We start from the raw sequence: 20065 nt of genomic DNA on the forward strand, positions 1-20065 counted from the left end.
CTCCCTATAGTTTGTTGACGGCTCCCATAATCTCACTCAATTCATCAAGCGTTAAGTCTTCATCAGTGAAATCAGATGCGCTCCACTCTCGGTTTTCTTTGCTCGTACAATGTTTAATGATGTTTTCCAGAGTCTGTTTAAAATGCCCGGCAAATGTTTGAATGGTTTCTTCCTCAAATTGATGCCTGTTATAGATGATGTGCATGTTCAGGCACCCCGAAGAAACGGCGCCGCTGATATCCAGTGCATAAGGACGCTCCCAGTTCGGGCTGATCTCATTTCCTGGCTTGATGTCAGACACCTCAAAGGCATTTGATTGAATATCCTGATCAAACTGGCCTAAATAATTAAAGCTGATTTCTGGGCTGTTTTTCTCTGAGCCCCATCTTTTGCTGATATATTTCAGCACGCCGTAGCCCGCGCCTTTATGCGGTATACGGTGCAGCATATCTTTTGTCTGTTTAATAAGGTGGCCCAGTCGCTCTTCTTTGTCCTTATGATCGGAATCTCTCATATCAAGCCACACAGGATAAATGGAGGTGAACCAGCCAACAGTTCTGCTAATATCGATGTCCTCAAGATATGATTCCCTTCCATGGCCCTCCATGCTGATTTTAAATTGGTTATTTCCCGTCCATTTCTGCAAAGCAAGACCTAAAGCTGTCAGAAGGATATCATTCATCTCCGTGCTGTAAGCTTTATGTGCAGCCGTTAATAGTAATTCTGTGTGATGGCGAGATAGCTCAAAATCAATCACTTCTGTATCTATGAATGTGTTAGATGCTGCGTCATTGTCTTTTGGAACAGGCTGGATGTGACGGTTCTCGCACTCATCCCAGTACGCTGCTTCGCGCTGCACCTGGCGGCTTTTAGAGTAGTCAGCTATTCTTTGTGAATACGTTAAATATGAATCTGTTTTTTGCGGCAGTTTAATAGATTCTCCTGAGACTGCCTGTTTGTAAGCAGCTGAAAAATCCTCGAACAAAATTCGCCAGGAAACCGCATCAACAACTAAGTGATGAATCGTCAGAAATAAATGGTCACCATTCTCGGTTCTAAACAATCCAGCGTGAAGTAAGGGGCCGGTTTCCAAACGAATATGTTCTTGCATCCGGCTGGCTGCTTCCTCAATCGTGTTCCCTGCTTCTGTTAGGCTATCCTTTACATCAAACAGTTCAAGTGCATATAGCTCCTCATCTAAAAGATCTATCCCTCTGTTTATCTGCACCTGCCTGCCATCTTCATGCCGGCATACGATTCTCAGTGCATCATGATGAGTCACAAGGCTTTTTAGTACTTTTCTAAGCGCAGCCTCATCAAATCGTTCAGCCCGGTAGATCATAACGGACTGGTTAAAATGATGGCTTTCCAGAGATTGCGAGAAAAACCACTGCTGGATAGGTGTCCAAGTAATCTCGCCTTCGACCGGACCTTGGTCAATGGCGCGTACGTCTTTTCGAACCCGGGCGGACAGTTCACCAAGAGTCTGATGTTCAAACATCTCACGTACTGTCGTTTCAAATCCGCGCTGCTTCAGTCTGGCACAAACCTGCAGCGCTTTAATAGAGTCTCCGCCAAGCTCAAAGAAATTGGCGCTTACACCCAGCTCATCCACATTAAGAAGCTCCTCCCAAATTTCAGCCATGACCGTTTCAATCTCATTTCTAGGATTGATATCATCAGCTGTATAAGCGTGTTTTTCAGGTTCTGGCAGGGCTTTCTGATCGAGCTTTCCATTAACAGTCACCGGGATGCTGTCAATTTGTATCATACGGGCAGGCAGCATAAAGTCAGGCAAGGCGTTTTTTAGGTAAGCCCGGATGTCTGATATATTCGCAGCCTGTTGATCTTTTATCACCATGTAAGCATATATAGCTGTTTGCCCTTGCTCGTCTGCTCTGGTAATGACAGCCGCCTCTTTAATCATTGGATACTGAAGAAGCGCCGCTTGGATTTCGCCTAACTCAATACGGTGCCCTCTGACTTTCACCTGCTCATCAATGCGGCCTAAGTATTCCAGCTCGCCATTTGACAGGCGCTTAGCAAGATCTCCTGTTCGGTATAATCTGTCTCCCGGAAGATAAGGATTGGATACAAAACGGTCAGCGGTCAGCTCATCTCTGTTGAGATATCCCCGTGCCACACCTTCACCGCCTATATACAGCTCCCCTGGAACTCCGGTCGGCTGCAGGTTCATATGGGTATCCATCACATGAGCCTGCAGAGTAGAAAGCGGCCGTCCGATATTGCTTTTATTTTTTGCAATGTCTGCTGCGGACAATTTTTTGAATGTTACATGGACCGTTGTTTCTGTAATACCGTACATATTAATCAAATCGGTGTGAGGATATTTTTCATTCCAGCTTTGAAGCAATCCGGGCTGTAAGGCTTCGCCGCCAAAAATCACGTAGCGGATGCTTAAATGATCTGTATGATTTTGATCTTCAAGCATCAAGCCGTAAAAAGCAGTCGGGGTCTGATTGAGTACAGTGACGCGCTCTTTTTTTAACAATAAACGGAATGCATAGGGGTCACGGGCTGTTTCTTTAGAGACCACGACTAATGTACCTCCGTTCAATAACGCACCGAACATCTCCCATACAGAGAAATCAAAGCAATAAGAATGAAATAACGTCCAGATGTCTTCATGGTTAAATTCAAAAGGCAGGTTTTGATGCTTCAAGAGACTGATCACATTGCGGTGCTCGACAATGACTCCCTTTGGCTGACCAGTCGTTCCAGATGTGTATATCACGTATGCGGGCTGATCCGTTACTATTTCTTGAATGTTTACATCAGCCGGAATTGAGTCGTTTTCACATTCATCGATATACAAAATTTGCCCGATGTAGTCTGCAGGTTTGTTTTGACCGCGCTCTGTCAGCAGCAGTTTTGCTCCGCTGTCATTGAGCATAAAGCTGATACGCTCCTTGGGATATTCAGGATCAATCGGCAAATAGGCCCCTCCAGCTTTTAAAATCGATAAAATGCCAATGATCATATCAGGTGACCGATCGAGCATCAGACCGACGATATCGCCAGTTCTGACCCCTTGTTTGATCAGCATAGCAGCTGCCCGCTCGGCTTTTTCATTCAGGTCTCGATACGTAAGCTGAGAATGGCCGCACACCACTGCGATATGCTCCGGATACTGAGCGGCTTGCTTTTCAAATAAGCTTACTATGTTTTCATTTCTCGGATAAGCCGCATACTGCCCCATTTTTTCAAGGAGCAACCTACGCTCTGCAGCAGGAAGCAATTGCATGTCCGAAATTCTCATCTCGGTATCCGCCGTTACCCCTTTCACCAATTCAATAAAATAGGATGCCCACTGCGTAATGGTTTCTTCTTCAAAAAGAGCAGTGCTGTATTCAAAACGGCAGCGTATTCCACTCGGATGCTCCTCAGCGTGTAATGTTAAATCGAATTTGGATATATCATGTTTAGGAGTGACAGACGAAATCGACAGACCAGGCACTTCGAACCGGAAATCTTCACTGCTTTGAAGCACAAGCATCGCATCGAACAGCGGGTTGCGATTTACCTCTCGATTTGTATCGACCTTATCTGCCAGCTCCTCAAAAGGATAATCCTGATGCTCATAAGCGGTCAGAGCCAAGTGGCGAATGTCCTGCAAATAGGAGCTGAACGTTTTGTGGCCCTCGGGCTTGCTGCGCATCGCCAATGTATTGACGAACATCCCGATGACGCGCTCCAGATCGGCGTGCGGTCTTCCGGCAGCAGGCGAACCGACAACAATATCCTCTTGCCCGCTTAGCTTAGATAACAAAATAGAATAGACAGCCAGAAGAATCATATACAATGTTGTTCCCGTTTCAGCCATTAAACGGTGCAGCTCATCAGCCATGTCTTTATCAATGTTGACTTCAATTGTTCCACCGCTGAAATCAGGGAGACGCGGCCTTGTTTTATCAAGCGGTAATTCTAGTGTAGGAAGACTCCCGCCAAGCTGACCGAGCCAGTAGGCCTCCTGTTTTTTGTATAGCTCTTTCGGGTACTTCTCTTGCTGCCAAACAGCAAAATCCTTATAATGCAGGTTTAAAGCTGGCAGCTCTTTTCCGCAATATAAGTCAGTAAATTCTTGGACAAGAGTGCTCATCGAGACACCGTCGGCAATAATATGGTGCATATCGAGCAGCAAAAAGCCGCGATTATTGCCCATTGTAATGACACATGCTCTAAAAAGCGGACCGGATGATAGATCAAACGGTTTGATAAAGGTCTCGATTGCAGACTCAAGCATTTGTTCTGATTCCATTTCAAGCTCTTTTAGATCAAAAGCTATCTCTGGATAAATGATCTGCACAGGCTCGTCTCTGTCAAGCACAAAAACAGTCCGTAATGCTTCATGCCGATTCACTAGTTCTGTGAGAACGCTTCTCAACCGCTGGCGATTCAGATTACCGCGTAATTCAAGTACAGCTGGCATGTTGTAGCCTGTGCTGTCATCTGCCAGCTGATGAAGAGCATATAATCGTTTTTGCGAGAAAGACAGCGGATAGACATCTCTTTGATCCGCAGGTTCAATCTGTGTAAAAGCGTGTTCTTTTAAGCTCATCAATTTGCCCGCCATGCTTTCAACCGTCGGATATGAAAACACCTCACTGAGCGGCAGCTCGACATTAAGCTTTTTATGTATTCTTGATACTAGTGCGGCCGCTTTTAAGGACTGTCCGCTTAACTGAAAGAAATCATCACGAATGCCGATGTGCTGTTTATTCAGCACATCTTCCCAAATATGTGCGAGATCAGCTTCGATTAAGGTTCGGGGCGCCATATATGTGACACTCGTATTGTTTTCTGGTTCAGGAAGCGCAAACCTGTCAAGCTTGCCGCTGGATGTTAATGGCATCCGGCTGATGTTGATAATACTTGCTGGGATCATATAGGACGGCAATGTCCCGGCAAGATGCTGATACAAATCTGGGAGGCTGTTTCCCTTTTCTGGAACGATATAAGCAACGAGCTCCTTTTCCTCAGCAGAAACATCACGGGCCAGTACCGCGGCTTCCTTTACCCCCGGTGCTTGTCGAAGAACTGTTTCAATCTCTCTCAGTTCAATACGGTAACCCCTAATTTTTACTTGATCATCAAAACGCCCAATATATTCAATCGTTCCATCAGGCAAAAAGCGGCCTGCATCACCTGTTCGGTATAAACGCTCCCCTTCAAGGAATGGATGATCGGAGAATGCTTTCTGTGTCAGCTCTTGCTGTTTGTAGTATCCTCTCGCAAGACCCGCGCCGGAAATACACAGTTCACCCGCCGCGCCGATCGGCTGCATTTGATTTCCGTGCAAAACAAATACTTTTGTGTTTCTGATCGGGTGTCCGATCGTGATCCTCTCTTTTTCATTCAGATGCCGCAATATTGTTGTTGCCACACTGTTTTCTGTGGGCCCGTATTCATTTGCCAGTTCAGCAGAAGGACAAATCATTTGACTCAACTCAAGCAGATCAGGCGTGACCGCTTCACCCGCAAATGTCACAATACGAAGACTTTTTGCATCGTCAGCAGTCATCACTTCCAATAACACCCGGTACAGGGAAGGAACAATGATCATGTGGCTGACCTTATAACGGGCTATTTTTCGCTTAAGGGCCAGCACATCCTTCGCTTCGTCATCTGTTGTCAGCAGTACGCACGCACCAGATAAAAGCGGGGTAAATAAGCTCGTTACACAGCCGTCAAACACGTACGAAAACAAATGGAGGGATATATCCTGTTCGGTCATGCCATACTCTTCCCGTCTCCATTGCAATGTATTGGCAATACCGTGATGATCAACTAAAACCCCTTTAGGGCGCCCCGTCGTTCCCGAGGTATAGATCAAGTAGGCTAGGTCACCTGGCGGCATATTTGGAGCTTCTGTTTGGTAACTTTCTGTATGTTCTATCATTATTGTATTTCCTTCATAGGACGGAGGGATCAAGGAAATAAGGTCTTCTTCTATCAGCAATTGAGCCGCTTGACTGTCCTTCAGCAGGAAAGAAAGACGTTCTGCTGGAAAATGTGGATCAAGCGGCATATAAGCGCCGCCTGCTTTCCAAATCCCAAGCAGAGCTGCAGGCATTTCCATTGACCGGCCCATCATTACAGCAACGATATCTCCAGATCCAACGCCTTTTTCTATCAGAGCGTGCGCAATCTGATTGGCTCTTACTTGTAACTGGCGATAGGTCCAGCATTCGTTTCCCATTTTCAATGCAGCAGCTTCAGGTGTTTTGTGAGCTTGTTCCTCGAACAATTGGGGTATCGTTTTGTTCACATAAGGACGCTCAGTTTCGTTAAACAATTGGATAACCTGTTGCTCCTCCGGCGGCACGATATTGATGTCACTGACGGCAACATCGGGATTTGTCAAAATGCAATCCAGTGCTTGCTTTAGATGCCCCTGAATCCTCAGCATCTCCTCCCGCTCGTAAACGTCTGCGTTGTAGCTGAATTTGATATAAAATGATTCTCCCGGAACGATAACGATATTAAAGTCGTAATTGGTTTGTTCCGACATTGAAATGTCACTCAGCTTCAGAGCGCCTTCGTCATTTTCACTCTCCACGCTTAATGCCTGATGAAGCTGTACAGGGTAATTTTCAAAAACAAAAATATGATCGATCAACCCTTGCTTCAATGGACTATGGTTTTGAATCTCATAAAGCGGATAATACCCATGCTGTTCAGATGATAAAATATCCTCCTGCACGGCTTTGACCAGCGAAGAAAACGTTATGCCTTCCGCAGATCGGATTCGCACTGGAACAGTATTGATAAACAAGCCGACCATTGATTCAATCCCGTCAATCGCTGACGGGCGTCCTGAAATGACGGAGCCAAAAACGGCATCATCTGCAGCATTATATCGATGGAGCAGCACGCCCCAAATACTCATAAACAGCGTGTTTAATGTCACTCCCCAGTTTTGGGCAGCCTCTGTCAGTTTCTCAACTATATCCGGCGCTAATGAAAAGCTGACCTGGTCGGCTTTATAATCCCCGTCTGCCGTGCCGTGCCTTATTCTGGGAATAGAAGCAGTATTGCCGTACTCCTTCAAATATTCGCTCCAGTAGGCAGCAGTCTCTTCTTGATCTTGTTCTCCTAGCCATTCAATATAACGGCTGTACGGCACCGTGCTGCCAAGCTGTACAGGTGAGTTATTTTTGAGCGAATCATACATGCTGAAAAACTCTTTAAGAATAATGCCGAGACACCACCCATCCATGATGATATGGTGATGTGTCCAGACACATGTATATTGGCTGTCTCCTCTATCAAAAAGGGCAAGACGCATTAAAGGATCTTTTTGCAAATCAAATCCTTTTTCCCGATCCTTAGTCATAAAAGCATCAATCAGCGTCTGCTGTTCTTGATCAGCCAGGCGAGAAATATCTTCTCTATATACTGTCAATTCACGGTTTGATAGAACTACCTGCTGCGGACCTGTAAGATCTGGTACTTCTTTAATGAAAATCGTTCTGAAAATATCATATCTAGAAACAAGAAGGTTTAAGCTCTTTTGAAACGAGTCGACGCATAGATTCCCTTTGATCGTAAACGAGGTCTGTTCGATATATGCTTTCGAGCTGAAATCCATTAGTGAATGAAACAGCATTCCTTCCTGCATGTGCGATAACGGATAAATATCTTGAATTTGTGCCGATTGTGCCATCAATTCCACACACCTTTTCAAAAGTTAAAGATCTTTCACGAGATCTTCGATGCTAGATAATGCAGACAACGTTAATTCTTTATTGCTGAAATCGCTCAATGTTTTTTCGCGTGCTTTTTTCTGCGAACAATGCTCAATCGTCTCGATAAGATGCCTGTGAAAACGATCCATAAAGCACTCAATTGAGTGTTTGCTGAACACTTGGGTGTATACCGCTTTTACGTGAAGCCGTCCGTCCGTAATGAGAGCATTGATGTCCAGCTCATACTCTCGTTCTCTCTCACCCGCTATTTCGTAACGGGGCTGGTAATATGATAATTGAAACGTTTCAACTTCCTTCTCTTCGCTAAATTGACCGAGATAATTAAAGCTGACCTCAGGCTCTTTATGCCGCAGTTCTCCTATGTGTGTTAACAATCCGTATCCAGTTCCTTTGTTCGGTACTCTTCTCAGCATATCTTTTGTCGTCTTAATTCGGTATGCGAGCTGATCCTCGAAAGGCTCGGGAATACCCATGTCTAGCAGAATAGGATAAATGGAAGTAAACCATCCAACTGTCCTTGAAATATCAATGTTTGGCACATGCCCTTCTCTACCGTGTCCCTCAGTGCTGATCACGATTTGGTCATGCCCAGTCCATTCAGAAAGCGCCATTCCTAAAGCCGTAAGCAAAAGTTCGTTGGCATCAGTACCATAGGCTTGCTGGGTTTCAAACAGCAATTTTTCAGTCCAGTCCCCGGATAGTACAAACGCTGCTGCGTCGCTATTCATTTGGAGTCTGTCCGGCACATTTTCTATGTCCTTAGGAAGAAAAGCAGTGTGAGCGTCTAAAATCGTTTGCCAATACGTTTTCTCTGAAAGCAATTGTTTACTTTCAGCTATTTGGGTAAGACCATCGGCGTAGGATAAATAAGAATCCGTTTTTGGCGGTAATTGGAGTTCTTTCTTTTCTAAAGCCTGTTGATATGCTGCAGCTAAATCTTCAAGCAGAATTCTCCAAGAAACGCCATCTATCACAAGATGATGAAGTGCAATCAGCAAATGATCCCCTTCTGCCGTTTTAAACAAACCTGCTTGCAGCAAAGGCCCTTTTTCTACATTCATTTTGCTTTGAATGACGGTTTCCTCAGCGGCAAGTTTTTCATCAAGGTGAGCCCTTTCCAGCGATGCTTTTGTCCAATCTGAAATATAAAGGCCAAACAGTTCATGATCCTTGTGATTGATTCCGCGATTAAACTGAATGACATGGCCGTTTTGGTCACGTTGGAAAATCATACGAATGGCATCATGATGCTCGGTTATTTTACGCAGCGCTAGATGAAGCGCGTTAGCATTGAATCCTTTTTCACTGAAAAGCATGACGGACTGGTTGTAATGATAGTGAAAAGCATGTACCTGCCCGAAAAATCTTCGCTGAATCGGGGTGAGTTCAGCTTCACCTTCCGCAGGCCCCTGATCCGCTTGAGATGCCAATGGTGTGATATGTCCGCATAGTTCCTGAATCGTTGAATAACGGAATAAGTCGCGTATTGTCATGCTCCAGCCTTCAGCTGCCAGACGTGCTGCTACTTGTAATGCTTTAATTGAGTCTCCGCCAAGCTCAAAAAAGGAATCGTGAATGCCGACTCGTGGCATGCTCAGTACATCTTCCCATATATACGCCATCGTTTTTTGTATGTCGTTAACTGGTGCGGTATATGGACGCGATAACACATTATTTGGAGCCGGCAAGGCATTTCTGTCCAGCTTTCCGTTTAGGGTCAGCGGCATGTTTTCTAAAGGAATCAGATGTGCAGGAATCATATACGCTGGCAGCTCCTTTGTTAAAGCAGCCCGGAGAGCATTCGTATTGACGTCTGAAGGCACAATATATGCTGCCAAACCAGCCTGTCCATTTTTATCATGCCGAACGGCAACAGCAGCTTCTCTGACAAGCCCTGTTTGAAGCAGAACACTTTCAATTTCTTCTGTTTCAATTCTGTATCCATTTATCTTTACTTGATAATCCATTCGGCCAAGAAGCCGGATCGACCCGTTTGGAAGCCAGCATGCTCGATCACCGGTTCTGTACAGCCTTTCTCCAGAGACAAATGGATTTTCTGTAAATTTCATTTGCGTTAAGTCAGGTTTATGATGATAGCCTTTCGCAACACCTGCCCCGCCGATGCACAGCTCGCCGGCAACACCGATCGGCTGAATTTGATCAGTCTGGCTGAGTACATACATGTGTACATTCGGCAGCGGGCTGCCGATTGGCACGTTATCTCCCGTACACTCTCCACCCATACTAGTTTCATAGAAACTCGAATCAATGGTTGCCTCTGTGACACCATAGCTATTAATGATGCGCATGCTTTGGCCAAAGCGATCTGTCAATGTTTTGAAATCTTGAGCTTTCACCATGTCGGAACCAAGAATCAGTATGTCTAAGTCAGGAAGCTTGAACTGGTTACGGTATACATACTCCATCACCGGGATAATGAGAGCCGGTGTCGACTCCATCACCGTGATTCTCTGAAAGTTCATGATTTTATATATTTCAGCAGGTTCCAGCCGTGTTTCATCTGGGCAAATGATTAGAGTCCCGCCGTTGGTCAATGTTCTCGCCAAATCTCCTGAGAAGACATCAAATGAAAAGCTCGCGATTTGAAGCAGTCTGACAGGCTTCCGATCCAGCTCATAAATTTGACGCCAAGCCAGAGCAGCATGAGTAAAGTTCCGATAGGTGACAATGACGCCTTTAGGCGCACCCGTCGTTCCTGACGTATAAATGATATATACCGGCTCTTCAGGAGCAGGAGATAAGTTAAGGTTGCAGCTATTTTCTTCATAAGTGCTTTCATCGTCAAGGCAGATATGAGACATCTCAGATTCAGGCAAGTTTGAAATCAAATGCTTCAACTCCTGCTGTAAAAGAAGAATATCTGCCCCGCTATCACGAAGAATGTATTCAATACGAGCTTTTGGATAATGTGAATCGATTGGGATATACACTCCGCCAGCTTTCATCACTGCCAGCACGCCAACAATTGCATCGATGGAACGCTTGGCTAAAACAGCCACAGTTGGCTTCGGTCCTTTTCTGTTTTGCAATGTTCGTGCCAGACGATTGGCTCTTTCATTTAGAAGCCGATAGCTAATCTCTGTTTCGTTATCAATAACAGCTATATGTTCTGGATTTTCTTCAGCTTTCGCTTCAAATATGCGATGAAAAGGAATATCTTTTTGAGCAAATTCAACTTGAGTTTTGTTAAATTCAAAGACTATTTTTTGTTTTTCTTTATCACTAAGTATGTTTATTTGTGCAAGGCTTGTTTCAGGGGTTGAAAGTGCCGCATGCAGAAATTCGGTAAAATGATCGGCCCAGCGTTCAATCGTAGCTTTCAGGAATACTTCTGTACTAAATTCCATTTCGCAGCAAATAGATCCATTTATTTCCGTAGCTATTAATGTGATATCAAATAAGGAAATGTGATGTGCGAAATTGGCAGGCCGGACTTTTATTTCTCTCAGATCTATGTCTTGTTTTTCCACATTTTGAAGGATAAACATCGCATCAAACACTGGGTTCCGGCTCATATCCCGTGTCAATTCAAGCTTATCGACAAGCTCTTCGAACGGGTAATCTTGGTGCTCAAAGGCTTCCAATGCTGTCTCACGCACTTCCTGCAAATACTGTACAAACGGCTTCCCGCCCTCCGGGCGCGTCCGAAGCGCCAGCGTGTTCACAAACATGCCGAGTATCGGCTCAAGATCCTTGTGCGGCCGGCCGGCAATTGGCGAGCCGACGATGATATCCTCCTGTCCGCTTAAGCGTGACAAGAACGCGGTGTAAGCCGCAAGGAGCACCATGTACAGTGTGCTTCCGTTTTCTCGTGCCAGCTTGTGAAGGCCTGATGTAACCTCTTGATCCAGCGTAAATGAGACCTTGTCACCCGTGAAGCTTCGCACAGGCGGGCGGGCATGATCAGCCGGAAGATCCAGCACAGGCAGCTCGCCCTCGAGCTGCTTCAGCCAGTACGCCCCCTGCGTTTTGTACGCGTCCCCTGTTTTAAATCCTTCTTGCCATACGGCATAATCTTTATATTGAATGCGCAGTGCCGGAAGCTTCCGATTATTGTACAGTTCGCCGAATTCCCGAATCAGAATGTTGACGGAAACACCGTCTGAAATGATGTGATGCATATCAACCAGCAATAGGTGCCGCTCATCTGATACCTTTACGATTTGGGCACGGAACAGCGGCGCTTGGCTGAGATCAAACGGTTTGATAAATGCGGCTGCGGCCTCCTGTTCGGTTCGTGCGCCGAGAACTGTAGTCTGTAACGTAAACGGCGCCTCGTCATGGATGTGCTGCACCGGATCGCCTCCTGCGTCCTGTTCGAAGGAGGTCCGAAGCGACTCGTGGCGCTTGATCAGCTCTTTGAAAGCTCTGTCCATCCTTTCAGGGTTGAGCTTCCCTTCGAGCTCTAACACAGCCGGCATATTGTAGCCTGTCCCTCCGTCCTCCAGCTGCTGAAGGACATAAATCCGCTTTTGGGCAGAGGAAACCGGATAGGTTTCCTGTTTTTCAGCGGGCTTAATCGCTTCATATGGACTGTCCGTTCCTTCACGGATAACGGTAGCCAGTCCTTCTACCGTCGGATGGGCAAACACATCTTTTAGCGGCACCTGTACATCGAATTCTTTGGCGATCCGTGAGACAAGCGCCGTTGCTTTTAAGGAATGCCCCCCGCGGTCAAAAAAGTTGTCGTGAATCCCGACAGGGCCATTTTTCAGCACGTCCTCCCATAGCTGAGAAAGCTTCATCTCAGTCACGTTTCTCGGCGCCGTGTAGGTCTCCGCATCTGCCGCTCCGCCAGGAGCTGGCAGGGCGTTTCGGTCAAGCTTTCCGCTTGGCGTAACAGGCCACTGTTCCATCTCTATCATATAGGCTGGGATCATGTAGCCCGGCAACAGTCTCTCAAGCTGTGCCCGCACTTCGTTTCTTTGGAGCCCTTCTATATAAGCGCATAATTCCGGCTCGCCGCTGTCTGTCCGTATGGTAACGGCCGCCTCCCTTACGCCTTCTATATTTCTTAGTGCCGCTTCAATCTCTCCCGGCTCAATCCGGTAGCCGCGGATTTTCACCTGATCATCCGTGCGCCCGAGGAATTCAACATTCCCGTCAGGGAGCCAGCGCGCCACATCCCCTGTTTTGTACATACGTTCACCCGGGTAAAACGGGTCCTCAAGAAAACGCTCCTCCGTTAATGCCGGCCGATTCAAATAACCTCTGGCAACACCCGCTCCGGCAATGTATAGTTCGCCGGCGACACCGGAAGGCTGTACGGCTAAATGCGGATCTAAAACATACAAACGCGCACCGGGTACGGGCTTCCCAATCGGAATCCGCAAACGATCCCTGTCCCTTTCTGGATCCAACACGTAAAATGCCGCGTCTACCGTTGCTTCTGTCGGCCCGTAGCCATGGATTAATGATACCTGCGGCAATACAGAAGCAAAACGGGCTGCCGTACGCGGCGCAAGCGGTTCACCTCCGGCGAATACACGCTTCAGGCTTGTCTCGTCACCGAGCGCTAACATTTCCGCTTGATCGAGAAAGCTGTTCAGCATAGCCGGAATAAAATGAGCCGTTGTCACTTTTTCCTGATGAATGGCTTGTACGATCAACGCGGGGTCTTTTTCCCAGCCGGGCGGAAGCAGATACGCCGAAGCACCGGAAAGAGCCCACCAAAACAGCTGCCACACAGACGCATCAAAGGAAAAAGAGGTTTTCACCATGACAATGTCATCTTCCGAAAGCGGAAACTGGTACTGCATGCCGGTCAGAAAAGAAACAGCCTGGCGGTGCTCAACAGCTACCCCTTTTGGCTGCCCGGTGGATCCCGACGTATAAATGACATAGGCGAGAGATCCGTCGCTAACAGAAGCAGACACATAACGTTTTACTTCTTCACGCTCAAGAGATGTCATGTCCACTTCAAGCATTTCGCCAGAAAAGTTCGGTGCGGAGCATCCCGGCTGTGTCAGCAAGAGCGATGCCCCGCTGTCTTTCAGCATGTAGCTCAGCCGCTCCTTTGGATACGCAGGATCAAGCGGCAAATACGCCCCGCCGGCCTTCAAGACAGCAAGGACAGCGATCAGCATGTCAGGTGAGCGTTCAGACAGGACACCGACGATACTTTCGTTTGTGACGCCGCGTGCCGTAAGGTGCGCAGCCAGCCGGCTGGCGTACATATCAAGCTCAGCGTATGTCAGCGAACCGCCTGAAAAGCGAATGGCCAGCCGCTCCGGTGTGAAAGCTGCCTGTCGCTCAAACAGCTCATGCAGGGTGAAAGCTTTAGGCGAAACAGCTTCCGTCTTGTTAAACTCATACAACAATTTTTGCTTTTCTCTTGTATTCGTCATATCTAATTCTCTTATAAAGCTGTGCGGATGTTGAAGGGCGTTTTCCAGTATGGTAAGCAAATGAGATTGTATTCGTTTAATATCCTCAAGAGAAAACAAGGTATTTTGATAGTCGAAATTTAATTGAATGGTTCCATTGTCTATCCGTTCTTGTATTTGAACTGAAAGCTCGTTCGCGGTGTATCCGCTGAAATAAAGCGCTGTTTCATAGTCAAAATCATCTGCATTATGCCACTGAAGTGGCTGATACTGCATAGATATACCGATAAGGTTGTGTAAATCCTTCTGTTCATTTCTTAATTCATTTACAAGCAAATTATAAGGAAACCGTTGATGACGCATAACAGAAAGCTGTTCCCTGCCTATTGTGCGGACAAAGGAAAGAAAATCTGTGTCAGGATCAACCGTTATTCTGATTGGAAGAGAACTAACGAACATGCCGAGCATTTCTTTTTCAGCCTTTGACCCTCTGTTGCCATAGTAGGTGCCAATGGCAAGATCTTTTTTAGAAGTGATTCGGCTGATGCATATGTAAAATGAAGCCATAAATAAGGAAATGATATTGATCTTGTGTTCTTCGCAGAAGATTCGAATCGTTTGCTCTAGATCAGGTGAAAGAATGATGGTGTCTCTGGATGCAGATGTGCTCTGTTTTTGTAAGGACGTCTGGTCGGCTAACGAGTGGTATTCCAACGGGTGCTCAAAGGTTTGCGTCCAAAATAAACGGTCCTTTGCAAACCGCGGAGATTGTAGATATTGACTCTCTTTTTCGATGTAGCTCAAGTAAGAAGGTTCCGGCTGATCAGGTAAAGGATCTTTCTTTTTTATTTTTTGATAAAGATCTATAATTTGATTTCCCATCACGTTTAAAGAGATTCCATCCATTATGATATGATGGAATTTCGCAAATAGCCAAACTTCATGAGAGTCAATTCTAAGGAGGTAAAATTGATAAAGAGGCGAGTTGAACAGTTTAAATGGAATGCTCGCTTGATCCTGAATCCATTGCTCTATTTCTATCATTTCAACATTTGAAAAATCAATTATTCTAAGTGGATAATATTTATATTCAGTAAGGTGCAATCGCGGCTCAAGCTCTTCTCCTTCTAACAGCTGAAATCTAATGGCGTCGTTGCGGGAGATGGAATGATTCAGCGCTCCTTCCAGAGTATCAAGCTCAATATTGCCTTTGAATTTCACACAGGCTGTGAGATTGCAAATGCTGGTATCTGGCTCCAGCAGTTCGGTAAACCACACTCTCCTTTGGGCATGGGTTAAAGAATAAGTATGTTCGCTCAACGGATTCCCTCCAGTTCTCATAATAAGAGGATAAGAAAAAGTAGAAAAAAGCAGAAAAATGACAATAAAAGAAATTATATGACTATATAATCCATATATGCACTATATTAACGGATATTTTTTAAAGTACAATAAAAAACATTAAATTTTTATAACATTTTTTTGAATATAGTATTATTTCTTTATTTTTCGTTTCTTTTTTTATCAAATTTCCGGATATAAAGTGATAAAAGTATTGTTTTACATAAGGTCTTATACACTACTTTTTAATCGAACTAATTTGCTTTTGTGCATCATTCTTCTAATTATTGGAAGGTTCGACAAAGACAGACATAAAAAAACCTGTTTTCTCATGGAAAACAGGTCTGCCGCTATTATTGATTTGCCAAAATGACAGCGATTTGATCCTCAATATCTTTTCCATCCTCTTCATCAATCAATCCATTTAGAAGAATAGAGAAAACAAGTTTTTTTCCGCTCTTTGTTTCTGCGTACCCCGATAGAGAGCTTACCGTACTGAGCGATCCGGTTTTTGCTCTTACTTTTCCTTGTGCAGGAGTGTCTTTCATGCGGTTTCTCAGCGTTCCGCCCACCATTCTGTCAGGATTCCCCGCAACAGGTAAAGAATTTAGATAAGCCGAGAACCAACTCTGATCCTGAATGTCATATAACAGCTGTGAAAGTTGATCTGAGGATACAGCATCAATATGTGAGATTCCTGATCCGTCCCTTAAGACGAGTGATTTAGAATCAACACCAAATTCCGGAAGCGTACTGTTTAACACTTCGAGCCCCTTTTCCCAGCTCCCTTCTCCTTTTTTCACTTTCCCCATCTCTTTTACGAGCACTTCGGCATGTCCGTTATTACTTAATTTCATGAACGGCACAAAAAGTTTCGATAAAGGCATTGAGCGATGAGAGAGCAGCACATCTGAAGAACTAGGTGCTTCACCCGTCTTGATGTCCCCTTTCACAGTAATTCCTTGTTTTTTTAGTGACTGCTTAAATAAATCTAAGGCATATCCGGCAGGCTCCCAGACAGAAATCCATTCCTTTGTCTTGTTTGCGTCAACCGGTACGCTCCCTTCAATTGTAATCGTGTTTGTTCCATGCTCTCTTTCGATTGTGAGGTCTTTCTCTGAACCGGCAGCAGTCGTTTCAGCATCGTTCTTTATCGTTATATAATCGGTTTTCGGAGAGACAGACACGGCAGGCTCTTCCCCTTCTTTTTGATTTGGGGTGACTTCAACAATCACAGTGCCTGCATCATAGTCTTCGTTTGGAGACGCTGTTAGAGCGGAGATTGGCGCGCCATAATATGTGTATTCATCGCTCCAAGGCATATCAGGTGATAATCGCATGTCATCATGCCACGTATCATCACCGATCAGATTGCCTTTAATTACTTTTACGCCGGAATGTTTCAATTTCTCAGCCATTTTGTCAAAATCAGATGGTAAAAGTGTCGGATCGCCTTTCCCTTTCAAATAAAGGTTACCATTCAGCTTTTTCCCTTTCAGTGTTCCATCCGTCCGGACCTCGGTTGTAAAAGAATAGTTCTCGCCAAGGACAGAAAGTGCCGCGGCCGCTGTCAAAAGCTTTAGAGAAGAGGCAGGCCTCATTCGGGTGTCTCCTGAATGTTCATATAGAACAGCACCTGTTTCCGCAGAGCGAACGGTGATGCCGGCCATTGCGCCTTCGAGGGCAGGATGATCAGCTAAAATCTTATCGATCTGCCCGGAAAGTGCATCTTGTTTTTCAGCGGCAAGCGCAGCCTGATGCATATAAGGCACCGAAGCAACGACGAAAAGCAGTAAAACAGCAACATAAAGCTTTATGCTTTTTTTCATTAATTTCCCCGCCTCTCTGCGCTTCATCATTGGCTATTGATGATTCAGTTCAATGGTGATACTGCTTTTAGCTGTTGTTTCTTCTCCTGGCTCCAGCACTTGTAAACCAGTGAGTGACGAAGGTAAATCAAGATTCACTGCGTTTGTCACCCATGTGTAAGGTTCAGGGCATAAATACCCTTGTTTTCCGTCAGCATTGTATACAACCCAATGTTTAAACTGTTCATCTGCCTTATAAATAATGCTGATATGTGCATGCTGATGATAAATGACTGCCTGGTTTTCTCCGCCCCTCTTCTGATAAGAAGATAAAAAGACATCATCCAGCTGCTTGTGGCGCAAATCCATTCCTTCATGCAAAGCTTCTTTATTCGGTACATCCATCAGTTTCCCGGTCGGCAGCAGGCGTTCATCCAACTCCCATTGCTGATCTGCTGTCAGGGAGAATAACGAGCTTTCTGCCGGAAACACAAATGTAGTATGATAACCAATTCCCCAAGGAAACGCTTCCTTTCCTTTGTTCATGACCGTCGCATGTTTAAATAGAGTATTCCCTTTTACCGTGTATGTCATCCGAACGACGGCATGGTGAGGAAATTGCTTATACACATGGGGGAGCTCAGAAAGATCAATTTCTGTTTCAACAATCACTTCTTCATCAGTTTTCTTCGCGGTCACTACGTTCCACTTTTCATGGTAAAGAAACCCATGAAGATGGTTGTGTTTATCCTTCTCGTTGATATCAAAATGATACGTTCTGCCCCGGAAACTGAATGTAGCGTCACTTATGCGGTTAGGCGGGAACAGGATTGGAATGCCATACAATGTTGGTGTGTCGTGAAAACTTTCTGCTGTTTCCGGTTCACGCAAAAGCTGGACTTTTGTTGTGTTGTCCACGAGAGAAATGACGTTGCTCCCCCACTCAGGGACAACAATCATTTCTAGATATTCGTTGCCCGCTTTGATGGCCGGCGTTCCCAAATACGTGATTTTCTCAATAAAGTTTGCCATGTTTACTCAACCTCTCCTTGATTCATTGCTAGTATAAGAATTCAATGTACTGTACCATATTTCCTCCATTTTATATTTTCCCCTATCAAATAAAAAAACACCGTTCAAACTTATGAACGGTGTGATTCGAAGGCTATTGGATGAGACGTGTGATTTGTTTCTTTTTCCAGACGAATTGATAATACCCATAAATCAACAGCAAGCTGACGGCAAACGCAGCTGGATAACCAACCCAGACGCCGAGTATTTCAAGCTTTGTATAGTGAGAAAGGACGAAAGCGACAGGCACCTCTACTCCCCAGATTGCAAAAATACTGATGACGGTCGGCCATAAAACCGTTCCGCTTGCCCGCATCGTTGCAGAAATAATTTGGGCATTTCCAAACAGCAAATAGCTCCACAATGTAATCATCAAAAGACGGTGCGCAATGTAAAGCGTCTCTTGCTCGGTTAAAAATAACGATAAAATCTGATGTGAAAAAACATAGATCAGAATGATCAGTACGCCGCCAATGATATAATTCAGCCAAATCCCCACGCGAATGACCTGCTTTAAGCGGTCAAACTCGTTCGCTCCGATCGATTGCGCAGCGAAAATAGAAACCGCAATACCAAGGCTGACGGCCGGCATCTGTACATAGCTGGCCACCTGGTTGACCACTCCGTATGCAGCTGTTGCATTAGAGCCGTAATGATTGACGAATGAAATAACCGCTATCTCTGATAATGAGACAAGAATCATATTGATGCTTGCTGGAACCCCAAGACGCAGCAGGAGAACCAGCAGTTCCTTATCCATTTTCAAATAACGACGCACTGTTTTATCAAATTGCAGCGGGTGTTTTCGCTTTCGTAAATACACCATTAACACGAGAAAAGTCGCAATTGTGGAAATGACAGTTGCATATGCCGAGCCGTATATGCCCAGTTTCGGAAAACCAAACATGCCAAGGATTAAGACAGGCAAAAGCGCAATGTTGATAACCGTGCTCACAATCAGCGTATAAAACGGTGTCTTGGAATCTCCTGTTCCGCGCAAAAAGGTAGTATATGCAAAATATAAAAACATAAACGGCATAGCATAAAATAAAATACGTGCATAGTTAGCGCTGACATGAATGACATTTTCAGGCGTGCCCATTAAACGAAGGATATCCAGGGTGAAAATACTGCCGATGACGGCTAACACAACGCCTAATAAAAATGTAAACGTGAGCGTCGTCCCGACAACAGCCTTTAGCCGTTCCTCATTTTTCGCTCCGTAAGCTTGTCCGATCAGAATCGAACTTCCTGAACCGATCCCAATCGTAAATGAGATTAAAAGAAAAAATAACGGGAAAAAGGATGATACAGCTGCCACTGCATCAACACCGAGCCATCTGCCTACAGCCATCATCCCGACTAGCTGGCCGACTGATTGCAGCACATTGCTCAGCAGAAGCGGCACTAAAAAGAGTGACATCGACCGCCAAACTGATGGTTTGCTTTTCTTTTGAGTTACAAGAGGTTCTTGTGATGTTTCCATATTAAAGGACTCCTTTATTTGAAATCGTTTTTAAACATGCCCTCATTTTTTGACAAAAACAGGATATGTAACATGTTATTATTCATCACTGCACATATGAAACCCTTCCCGATTCTTCTAATTTTACACATCTTTTTAGCTTATGAAGAATAAACTAGCAAGTAATGGCGTATTTTTTGTGAGTAAAAGAATAAAAAATAATTTATGCAAAAGTATTGTAATCTATCCGTAATTATTGTAACATTTGTAACATAAGAGAAAGAGATTTTGAAGGAGAGAGCG

At 45.0% G+C, this 20065-nt stretch carries 5 protein-coding genes; all 5 read right to left on the reverse strand.

Annotated features, from left to right (window positions below; all coding sequences use genetic code 11):
* Nucleotides 1–4: 4 nt before the first annotated feature.
* Nucleotides 5–7687, reverse strand: a complete 7683-nt coding sequence (gene ppsB, locus CW370_RS05175) for a plipastatin non-ribosomal peptide synthetase PpsB (protein ID WP_101169516.1) — start codon at nucleotides 7685–7687, stop codon at nucleotides 5–7.
* A gap of 24 nt (nucleotides 7688–7711) precedes the next feature.
* A complete protein-coding gene (gene ppsA / locus CW370_RS05180; RefSeq protein WP_101169517.1) occupies nucleotides 7712–15397 on the reverse strand; it encodes a plipastatin non-ribosomal peptide synthetase PpsA in 7686 nt (2561 codons plus the stop codon).
* Nucleotides 15398–15771: 374 nt separating this feature from the next.
* Entirely contained in the window at nucleotides 15772–17247 is a 1476-nt protein-coding gene (gene dacB, locus CW370_RS05185) for a D-alanyl-D-alanine carboxypeptidase/D-alanyl-D-alanine endopeptidase (RefSeq protein WP_024573330.1), read from the reverse strand.
* 33 nt (nucleotides 17248–17280) lie between these two features.
* Nucleotides 17281–18258, reverse strand: coding sequence for an aldose 1-epimerase (gene galM / locus CW370_RS05190; RefSeq protein WP_024573329.1), 978 nt, complete (start codon nucleotides 18256–18258; stop codon nucleotides 17281–17283).
* A 133-nt stretch (nucleotides 18259–18391) separates the two neighbouring features.
* On the reverse strand, nucleotides 18392–19783 hold the full coding sequence (locus CW370_RS05195; protein WP_004399508.1) for an MATE family efflux transporter: 1392 nt from the start codon (nucleotides 19781–19783) through the stop codon (nucleotides 18392–18394).
* Between the last annotated feature and the right edge of the window lie 282 nt (nucleotides 19784–20065).

Origin of the sequence: Bacillus sp. SN32 (assembly GCF_002837495.1) — a bacterium.
Lineage (GTDB): Bacteria > Bacillota > Bacilli > Bacillales > Bacillaceae > Bacillus > Bacillus subtilis.